This is a genomic window from Acetobacter garciniae (genome assembly GCF_017377735.1).
GTDB classification, from domain to species: domain Bacteria; phylum Pseudomonadota; class Alphaproteobacteria; order Acetobacterales; family Acetobacteraceae; genus Acetobacter; species Acetobacter garciniae.
This window is the reverse complement of the sequence record NZ_JAFVMH010000008.1, coordinates 106,069-116,046: the sequence shown is the minus strand read 5'-3', so window position 1 is coordinate 116,046 and position 9,978 is coordinate 106,069. Positions and strand designations below refer to the sequence as shown.

Below are 9,978 nucleotides of genomic sequence, written 5' to 3'. Positions count from 1 at the left end.
AGCCGAAATCGGGGGCGTCATGTGGGACGCCGGCGGCCGCAATATCACACGCGACACTGTCGCCCCGATCCCCGGCGCCATTCCGACAGTGACCTGGAAGCCATCCGCGCATGCCGGGCAAAATGTCGCGCAGCCGATGGCTGCCCAGGCGACAGAGCAGACAGATCCCGTGAAAACGCTCGCGTCGAGTTCGTTTGGGCTTGAGGGACGGGAGACCGCGCCACGTCTCTACATGATCCTTGATCCGCTCTGCCCTTATTCCACCCGGGCGTTCACCGCGCTACAGCCCTACATCGAGCGGGGCGACATCCAGCTCGGCCTGGTGCCGATCGCCATCAACGATTACGAGAACGCTCATGCCAGCACGCCGGCCGCAATAGCGATGCTCTCGGCAGGTCGCAGAGGCATGGGGCAGATGTGGCACAGGATCATGGCCCAGGGTCATGCGCCAGGCGACATTGCCCAGGTTGACAGTTCCCCTGCCCTTCTGCAGCTCAACATGGCCGCTGCCCATTCTGTCGGTCTGAAGGGCACACCGACCTTCGTATGGGCGGACAGCAAGGGAATGTCGCATGTCGAAGCCGGCTTGCCCGACGATCTGTCCCGTCTGGTCCAGGAGCTGCATACGTAATGGCGGGCCGGGGCACACGGCGGGCCGGGCGTGTCGTATTGCGGGTTGGGGCCTGGCTCATCTATCCCTTGTACAGCCCGTTCGTACGAAGTTATCAGCTTGCCCGGACCGGCACGGAGCTTGTACGACAGATCCGCCAAGGTATGCCGCCACCCGATCGCGATGTCGCCGATCTGATTGACAGACCGGCCGAGGTCGTCACGCTTCTCCGACGGACGCGACGATACGGCCGTCTCGCACTCCTGCTGACAATAGTATTTACGATGCTGTCGCTTTGGGCCTGGCTGTGGCGGGGCTTTCTACCGGTCAGCCCGACCTGCATCCGCTACATGTCGATGGCCGTTCTGTTCGCGGCGGAGTTCCTGCGCATGAGTTACGCGAACTGGGTGCTACGCACGGCCTCTCCTGGAGGCTTTGCGACATTCATTGCAGATGGAAGAAACCTCTGGCCTAGGTAATCGAGAAGGGACATGGGCTGATAGAGGTTACTCTCAAAAGCCGACCTCTGCTGGTGCTACCTCGGGAAATTTTCTAATGATAGATCCAACTTTTGCAGTGATTTTGACGGGAGCTTTACGTTGATCCGACAAGTAATCAAGACATTCCAGAATGGCCTTAAGTTTGTGTCTTGGAGCGACTGGTAGTCCAACCTTAGTAAGGGTCGCCGGTTGTTTCTGGAAGCTGCGATTGAAGAGGCGGTCATGATGGGCGCAAATATTGCGTAGATCCACGAGACACGAAATCCAACTGGAAAACACTTGGTGAGCTGGCACTCCGAACTGCGTGGCGATACGTTGCTTAAGGGTATTATTTAGGCAGTTGAACAGGCGCACAGTTTTACCAAACGTCAGAAATTCTTTCATGGTCCAGATAGGTGGAAGAAGTGGGGGGCAATAGGTTATTTTGTAATGACCCGCGCGGGGATCCTTCGAAAGCTCATAGGTCTTGGTGAAGGTCTGAATCGCTTCGAGGGCGGAAGCCGGACTTTGGAACGCAGCGATATTGTTGTATGGGTGACTGCCGAATGAGGCACTTAGCGCTTCCGAAATAGCGTTTCGAAGTAGCAACTCGAATTGCCCAACGGCTGCGAAACAAGCATCACGTAGCTTTATGTCGCACGCATACAAACGCAAAATTTCTTGGTATTGCGTTCCTGGGCGAAAGGGATGGTTTACCAGATTGAGTTGCCGTCGACTCAGAAAATAGATGCGAAGACGCTCGTATCCAACTAGGTCGATTTTGCGGGCTGCAATCGTGGGCTTTGGGATTATTAAACCGCGTGCGCGAAGATGTGTGACACGTTGGGCACCAGTCGCGTGAGGTTTATTATACGGGATTAGTGCCATTCAGCCGAGACAAACAAAAAGGGCCGCCCTGTTGCACAGATTCCCAAGGAATCTCGTGTGGCGGCCCATGACACAAAGATATATAGCGTTATCTGCGTTAGAGCGCAAGCAGAACGCATTGGAATGCGACGGCTCAGAACGTCCCGGCTTTGCTTGCCGCGGCCTGCGCACTCCACGCGGCATGTTCGTAGTCTGGCCGATCGGCCTGGTCGACGGGATCGGTCGGCTTGACGATCGTTCCGTCACGCGATGCGACTGCAGGCGCCCACTGTGCCGGGGCAGATCCGTAGGCCGCATACGGATCATACTGCGCGTGCGCGACATGCGGTGGTTTCAGCGGCCGCGAATTGGCTGAACGGAGATTACCACTGGCGCAGCCCGTCAGTGTGAGGAGCATGGAAGCCGCCAGGCCGGTATGAAGCTTCATGCGCCTCGCGCCGCCTTGAGTTCAGCTTCCAGTTGGGCAATACGCGCGTCGCGCTGGGCAATCACCTGCTCCAGGCTGTCGCGCGTCTGCTCGCCCCATGTCTTCCACTTGTCACTCATCTGCTTCAGGCCGTCACGCGTCTGGGTGCCCCATGCCTTCCACTCGTCACGATTGGCCCGGTTCGCTTCGGCCTGCTGCTGCGCTGCCTTCAGCTCTGTCCTGAGCTGGGCTGTCCGAGCCTCTTCCTTCTTCCAGCCATCAAGAGCTTCATAAGCGCGGCCTTCCCACTTGTCGCTATCCTGCCGATACATCTCAGCCCTCTGCTGCCATGCGTTCGCGTTGGCAATCGCCTGGGAGAGAGCCTGAGGCAGGCCGTTCATATTCCGCGCCATTCGAGTGAGAGTACCCTGTATCCCACCCAAGGCACCCGCTGTAACGATACTCATCTTTCGGCCTCCCTAAACGTCGACTGGCGTAATTGGTCGAACTTGCGCCGCAGTCGTTGTATCCATCTGGCGCGGAGCATTACTACTTTCATTACCATCTGACACTTCTTCTCCGCCACTGGATTTTCGCTTTTCATCGAGTAGACTTTTGCCGACATCAGTCCCGATCTGAGCGCCCCTATGCACGGGTGCGGTACTGGACCGCTCAAACCCGTCACTTTCAACACGACTGGCCGCCGAAAAACCGACCAGCGCCGCGAGATGATGCGGCCATGTGGAGATCAGCCGGAATGCCGTGGTCGCCACCGTCATTTCCACACCGATGTAGAGGATGATCATGGCAATGACGCCGACCAAATTGTCGAGCAACCAGCCGTGATCAAATGTGAAGGCGGTTGCGACCAGAAAGCTCTTCATGAGCAGCCAGGAGATGGCGGAGAAGATCGTGTAGCTGAACATCATGCCCATCACCATGGCGGGCGGGCGGAACAGGATCGAAAACAGGATCTCGTAACCCCGGATACCCTTGCCGTGGATGCCATCGCCCGCGAATGTCATATGCGCCAGGAACCAGAGTGATGCCCCCGCCACGGCTTCAGTCACCAGGACCAGCCAGCCTGTCACTCCGGCGATCCAGTATAGGTATGGCGTCATTGGCAGCACATAGGCCAGTGTCACACCAGCCGACAGCACGACCAGACACGCGGTAATGATGAAGGGCATCATGGTTTTGATGACTCCTCCGATCAGAGAAGATGTGACGGTAGTGGCGGCCGCGGCCCCGGCCGCGCCCCACTGGCCTGTCATCACGCTTGCAATTGTCCCCAGCGCCGATGCGACCGGACTGGTCGCCATACTGCCCAGCGCGATTGTCATGAGCGCCAGATGGATCAGGAAATGCCCGAGCCCGATCATGTTGCTCAGGGGATCGGTCCACCCAGATCCAGCACTGGGCATCACGAAATACTGCATGATCTGGTCCAGCAGGCTTTCGTTGATCTGCAGGTAACTCATGACCGCGCCCCACGCGCCATGCGCATCGGTCGGGGTGCGGGCATCATTGTAAAGTCTGGGAGAATTCGTATCGGGCCAGGGCTGGTCGGCCGTCTGGAGAACCTGGTCCTCCCGGGTCATGTAATCGGACACCTCCTTGAGCAAGGGGGCCAGATCCTGTGAGAGAAATGTGCCTGTCCCCTGCCAGGATGGCGGGGTGACAGTTGGCGTGACGGATGTCATCGCCATCACCTCGCCATTGAGACGGCCGATCTCGAGATAATAGGCTCCCAGGCCACTCCAACCGAGATTGGACAGCAAGGTCATCCCGCCCCCACTCCGGCCTGTGTCGCCGGCTGTGGCACGCACCTTGGAGACGACGGATGACGCCACCGAAGAAAACTGTCCGTTGAGGAAGGCAGCCTGCGCCACGAATAGGGCATCAAACGCCTTGATAGCCGTCACGTCACGTGTCGCCCAGAGCGTCTGGACCGTGTTTTGCAGCCCCGAACGCACATTCGTGATCAAATCACGAACCGCCTGCTCCTGCATGGTCGCTTCGGCACTGAAATCGATCGTCGGGTATTCGGTCGACGTTGCCGCGCGTACTGGTGTTGTCAGAGTGATCCGCCCGCAGGTGGGCTCCACGGTCTGGTTCCCCGAAGCCATATTGTAATAGACAGACATGGTGCCGTTGCCATCGTTCATGATGGTCGGTTCTGGCACGAGGCTGGGATTATTTGACGCCAGATTGATAAGCATCCGACAGGCCTCACTCTCCATGACGCCCAGAACAATCTGCCGGGAGCCTGGGATCGTTGGTGTGGCCAGAGGAAGAGCCTGAGGGCCTACGGCGTTCAGGACAACAGCTTCAAGATTACGCGCCATGCCGATCGAGGCCTTCGCACCCGTCACGATCATATTCATGCCGAGCCCGAAGCCACCATCCACCGGCAGCATCATGATAATGGCGCTAATGACGCGGATGGGTACCCAGCCACTGAAACTTGCTGAGAAAACCTTGCCCGTTTCGGCTGTCTTGTGGATCTGGATCAGCGTTGAATACATCATCCATGACGCGGCAATGAGCCCGACATAAGCTGTGAACCATGCCACCATGGTTCCTGTTGCCGTCTGGGCGACGCCATTCATCGGGAACAGACTGTCCAGAACGGTTGCTGTCCAGTCGTCCCCTGGAGAAAGATCGGTCCACGACACGGTAGTTGGCGCATCTGCCGCCCTTGCCGCTGCCGGAAGCAGCACCGCCAGGATTCCCGCAGTCACGCTCCGGATCAGACCTGTTTTACGAATGGCGTCGCGCATGGCTCAGGGCCCCCGTGACGGTTCGGTTTCGCGCTTTTGCTCCTTCTGGCGGTCAAGACCCAAAAAAGAGCGCATTTTCTCCATCAGCTTTTCGACAATGCCACCGATGCTCTGGATCAGGGTCTTGCCCGGCTCCATACCGGGAACACCTTCCATTTCCAGCGCGAGCTTCCCGGCTTTGTCCTGCGTCTGCACGACTGCCTGGTTCTGGGTTGCACCCCGCTGTTCAGCTTCCCCCTGGAGCGAGGTGAGGTTCCGGCGCATGTCTGACATAGACGCCGTCAGTGCTTCATAGGCGAACTGGACACCGGGATCGTTCATCCGAAGTCGTGTGAATTCCTGCCAGAGACCGAAATTCTTGCTGCCCTCGGTCATGCCTTTGAGCAACTGCGGCACCTTAACGCCTTCCTGGGCGGCCGTGGCTTCGAGTTTCTGAAAGAACGGACCAGCCGCACGCTTGAGTGCGTGGAAGTTCTCACTTGCCTGCGCGGCATTGCGATCGATGTCCGCCGTCAGCTTGTCGATGCGCCTGCGATCGGATTCAGCCTGATTGTTTGCACTCCACGACGCGAAACCGTTTGCCATCTTGGAGATCACATGCCCGGCGATACTGCCGGACTGTTTGGGAGCAGACTGAGCCGGTGTAGCCTGCTGTGCTGACTGACTGGCTTGCGCCGCCAGGTTCTTCTCGCGCTGTTCCTTTTCCTTGCTTGCCCATCCGTTTTCCGTCGCTTGAGAAGCGCCTTCTCCCTGGTCACGCGCCTTCACCTTTTCAGCGGCTGGAGACGGAGAGTTCTGACCCGTCTGGTTAGCTTCAGGCGGCGTATTTTCGGCGGTGTTGTTTATCTGGGCAGCTTCATTGCGGAGCTGCTCCTCATACTCCTTTGTTAGGTGACGAGGTCCGGCCGCCTCTTCGCTGGCTACCGTCTGTTCTGCGGCCTGTTGCTCGACGGGAGCCGCATCCTGCGCCGTCACAGCCTGCTCAGGCACAGCGTCAACGGCTTGAACCGGTGCGACTTCTGCGACCGGCGCGGCAGCGGGCTGTGTCGCTGATATTTCTTCTTGAGCCGGGTCTGCCGCTGAAGCGGGCGCCACGTCAGCAACTGGTGCTACCGGGGTAGCCGCAGGCGTCGCCTGCACAGGAACAGGCTGCGCTATGGCCCCGTTGTCCAGGGAGAGTGTGCCCTGGTTGGGATCCGCTGCCACGCCGGGGGCCGCAGCCGCCAGCACCATCCCCGCATCAGTCGCGCGCGCGGCGAGGTTCTCCACCGCCGTGCGGACCAGCAGGAAAGATTGCTGCTCAGGCGGCATTGTGGACATTTCCACGGCCGAACGTCGGATATCGTTCAGGAGCGCCCGATCCTGAATAGCCTCGGTCTGCCCAAGCATGGCTTCGAGTGTGGGATTCTGGAGGCCAGGATACTGACTGGCAAACGCCTGCAGGCCACCGGCCAGAAGCGGGGAGACAACAGGAGCCTGCCCCGTTCCGCTGAATTTCTGCCAGTCCTGGATGAGCCAGGCGACCTGCGTGCAATATTGCGCGTCGTTTTCAAGAGAGGGGTCTTTTTCAAGACGCTGGCGCAACTCCTCAAGCTCGCGCGTGAGACCACGCTGTTCTTCCGGCACGGCTTTCTGCTGCCGATCGAGTTCGGTCAGCAAAGCTGAAATAGGGGACGACGCAGTGGATGCGCCGGTCAAACTTCCCGACATTGCGAATAATCCTTCGGTTCAGTTGGGGCTGGGCACAGGAAGTGCCCCGGTGCGGCCAAGCGTGTGCTCGGCCTCGATCGCGAGGCGTTTTGCAGTCGCCAGCGCGGTCATCTGTTGAAGCTTGTATTGCTGCCAGAGCAGCCAGTTGCGCTGCGCATCCAGCATGGCGATCTGGATCAGCACGGACTTGTCCGACGACATAGCCTGCAGGTCGGCCTGCCAGTCGGTTCCCGAATATTTCCGGTTGATCTCAAGCTCGGTGGCTTCGAACGAGCTGCCGGTATTCGTGACCGTGATGCCCTCACGTTGCGCTTCGGCCTTCTGGGCTGTCGTCAGCGTCGTCGTGCCGGCGCGCATGCTGAGGACCTCGTGACCGATCATATGGGCCAGCGAAATCGCCGCGTTGTAGGACCGGCGCCCAGGCATCGCCTGTTGACCTTCCGAGGACGTTATAGCGCTCCCGCGCTGCGCTGCTGGTGCGACCGGCTGGATCAGGGTTGTTTCGAAGTCATTGGCACGGTCAATCGCATTCTGATCGGTATAGACTGGTGGAGCAAAAAGGCTGGTCGCGTCCTGGTCAGCGCCCTTCATGGTGTCATCAGCCAGTGAACACAGCCCGGCATCGGCTTCTGCGTCGTCGCAGTATTTGGAGAGGTGATGGGTGTTATTGGCCTGAGCCCCCTGACCGATACCGGCCCAGGACGGCGTGCCCTTGTCGGCGCGCGTCCGTTTATCCTTGGCGACATCGAGAGCGAGTGCGACATCCGCAGCCTGGCGGGCTGCAACCACCTGTGCCTGGCCGTCCTCGAGATTCAGGCAGTCCTGACGGTTGACGGAATGCAGATCCGCGATCTGGGCGTTCCGCACATCCCGGGCGAGCCGGGCTTGCACCATATTACTGGCGTCGGCGATCTGCTCCTGCGCACCGACCTGGGCCTTGAGATTGTTGCTGATCTGCTGTGCGGCAGTCGTCAGCTTGTCGTCGATCAGGCCCAGAGTGCTGTTGAGAACGGTCTTCGTGGTGGTGATCACCGAGTTCATCGCACTCTGCAGCGTGGTGATAGCCGCGACAATCGGGGCGACATCAATGCCAAACGCCTGCGCCGGTCGCGGTGCGACAAAACTCCCGGCAAGAAAGGATGTCGCCAATAGCAGCCCGATAGCTGTCTTTCGGAATGATCGGTCCATCAGAGGCTTCCTCCGGAAAGGCCGAAGGCAGACGCTGCGTTACCCAGCGAATACCCGTCGGGAAGCTGCATCTGCCCATTGATGTCCCAGCTTCCCTGCCCACTGGTATTCATGCCGCTGTTGATGAGCGTGTCGCCGCCGCCCCCGAAATTCAGGTTCGGGCACACATTCCCAAGACCAAGCCCGAGATTGAAATTATTGTCAGGCCCGGTCACGGTCAGGCCGCACTGGGCTGCGCCTTCGAGGCTGTTCCAGACAACGTTGACCTCGGAGCAGACCTTGCCCATCAGGTTCTTGGCTATGGAGGCGACATCCAGCCCGTTGGTAAGCAAATCGATCCCGACGCCATTAAAAAAGCCGTCCAGACAGGTGAACTTGGTAACGGACTCAGGCTGCTTGATGATCTGGTCGTCCGACTTCATCTGCGCCGCAGCCCCGGTGGCGGCTGCCTGAACAAGAGCCTCGCATCCCTGTGTCGCGGCGTTTGCAGGTAGCGCGACAAAAACTGCGGATGTCGCCCCCGCCATGAGCACGCAGAGAAGCCATGACTTCATGCGCCCTGCTCCTGCTGTTCGGGAGACTGAGGCAGTGCCGTATCTTTAGCCGCAGAGCCGTCGATCGCTGCAAAAACCTCCCGCGCGTATTCAGGTGTCAGCCAATGCCCGCGATCTATGGAGCGTGCTGGCGGTGTGGTGTCCTGTGTCACGTGTGATCCTCCGCGATCTGCTACAGAGGATTATTGTGGCAGCGTCGTTTGTGACTGCGGGCCTTTCGCCCTTTTCAGGGCAACACGCGTTGCAACGCACTTCGTTCCGTCGCACTCACCTCTCTCTTGAGAACCAAAGCAACAGCGACGCATAGAAAATACGTGTGCATACCTAGCAGAACCATCAGTGTACTGACGAGATGGCGCAACATGAAGCGGAAGAACTCTGTCTCACGCATGAATCCCATCACTGTTATGCAAAAACCAAATGGGACGGCATCGTAACGATTTAAATTTTAACCATTATTACTTATGCGCCACGTACTGGCCTGCTATGCGCCCAGCAGAAGTGAGGCACAAACTGGTAATATAACTGGAAACTTGGAAAGCTGCTGATTGTCCCGAGATCTTTCGTAGCACTGAAAAACTTAATGCAAATTGTGTCGGCAATATGTTAGCCCTGAAAAGGTATTCAAGCCGCGCATTGCAGGAGCCCACATGTTCGATAGCACATTGGCAGGTCTCAGCTCATTTCATCACATTGGCACTGACGCAGTCGTCAGGCCGTGGTTTTCATTTTACAGGCCATTCACGTTTGCAAAGACCCCGCAAAGCCGCTGGTCGCTGGATGAAATCAATTACCTGAGCGCGTCTTATCCGACCAATACAGACGCGCCATTCATATCGAAACTGATCGGGCGTCCGCTCGCGGCGGTGCGCCGTAAGGCGCAGCGCCTCGGGCTGCGCAGGCCGCTTCGCGGCCGGGCGGCTGACGCCGCCTTTGCAATGACCCCCCCCCCCCGCACGTTTCGGTAAAGATCGCAAGCCAGTACAATAATTTTTTTAATAGTTCTTTCGCATTTACGTTCTCGAAAAACGGGCACGTCAAATGGAATAACGCGACCATCGAAGTTCTTGCCGAACTCTGGAAGCGCCTTTACAGCCCGACCTGCATCGCCAGATTTTTTGGCGTCAACAAATCCACTCTTTCCGAAGCTGCCCGTCGCGCCGGTCTTCCCGACCGCTCCGGTCTGAGCCTCATTCGAGAGTCCACCTACGACAATCCGTTCCATGCCCCCGTCAACGACATGGTCGCGGCCCAGATGGTCCGCAAACACTGCCTGATTACAAGGCGGCTGTTCTTTGTCAGGGCGCGCGAGGCACGCACGGTCCATTTCAGCTTTCTTGGCAGGCTTAGCCATTTAAAA

General features: G+C 58.5%; 10 protein-coding genes. 1 reads left to right on the top strand and 9 read right to left on the bottom strand.

The genetic code is table 11. The features are described from left to right. On the top strand, positions 1-631 hold a 631-nt coding region (locus J2D77_RS14155), incomplete at its 5' end, for a DsbC family protein (RefSeq protein ID WP_207846960.1). Between the two features lie 491 nt (positions 632-1,122). Here J2D77_RS14155 and J2D77_RS14150 read toward each other — a convergent pair. From J2D77_RS14150 to J2D77_RS14110, 9 genes are all read right to left on the bottom strand, one after another. Continuing rightward, positions 1,123-1,977: an Abi family protein gene (locus J2D77_RS14150; protein WP_207846959.1), complete on the bottom strand. Its 855-nt coding sequence runs from the start codon at positions 1,975-1,977 to the stop codon at positions 1,123-1,125. 133 nt (positions 1,978-2,110) lie between these two features. Continuing rightward, positions 2,111-2,404, bottom strand: coding sequence for a hypothetical protein (locus J2D77_RS14145; RefSeq protein WP_207846958.1), 294 nt, complete (start codon positions 2,402-2,404; stop codon positions 2,111-2,113). After that, positions 2,401-2,784: a hypothetical protein gene (locus J2D77_RS14140; RefSeq protein WP_207846957.1), complete on the bottom strand. Its 384-nt coding sequence runs from the start codon at positions 2,782-2,784 to the stop codon at positions 2,401-2,403. The genes J2D77_RS14145 and J2D77_RS14140 overlap by 4 nt, the downstream gene beginning before the upstream one ends. Before the next feature lie 78 nt (positions 2,785-2,862). Further along, the gene (locus tag J2D77_RS14135; protein WP_207846956.1) at positions 2,863-5,166 is read right to left on the bottom strand and encodes a DotA/TraY family protein; all 2,304 of its coding nucleotides are present in this window, start codon (positions 5,164-5,166) and stop codon (positions 2,863-2,865) included. A 3-nt stretch (positions 5,167-5,169) separates the two neighbouring features. Beyond that, on the bottom strand, positions 5,170-6,876 hold the full coding sequence (locus J2D77_RS14130; RefSeq protein WP_207846955.1) for a hypothetical protein: 1,707 nt from the start codon (positions 6,874-6,876) through the stop codon (positions 5,170-5,172). 18 nt (positions 6,877-6,894) lie between these two features. After that, positions 6,895-8,064, bottom strand: a complete 1,170-nt coding sequence (locus J2D77_RS14125) for a hypothetical protein (RefSeq protein ID WP_207846954.1) — start codon at positions 8,062-8,064, stop codon at positions 6,895-6,897. After that, positions 8,064-8,618: a hypothetical protein gene (locus J2D77_RS14120; protein WP_207846953.1), complete on the bottom strand. Its 555-nt coding sequence runs from the start codon at positions 8,616-8,618 to the stop codon at positions 8,064-8,066. Before J2D77_RS14120 ends, J2D77_RS14125 begins: the two co-directional genes overlap by 1 nt. Further along, positions 8,615-8,770 carry a hypothetical protein gene (locus J2D77_RS14115; protein WP_207846952.1) on the bottom strand — a complete coding sequence of 52 codons (156 nt, stop codon included), beginning with the start codon at positions 8,768-8,770 and terminating at the stop codon, positions 8,615-8,617. The genes J2D77_RS14120 and J2D77_RS14115 overlap by 4 nt, the downstream gene beginning before the upstream one ends. Before the next feature lie 653 nt (positions 8,771-9,423). After that, positions 9,424-9,972: a hypothetical protein gene (locus J2D77_RS14110; RefSeq protein ID WP_207846951.1), complete on the bottom strand. Its 549-nt coding sequence runs from the start codon at positions 9,970-9,972 to the stop codon at positions 9,424-9,426. Positions 9,973-9,978 lie beyond the last annotated feature (6 nt).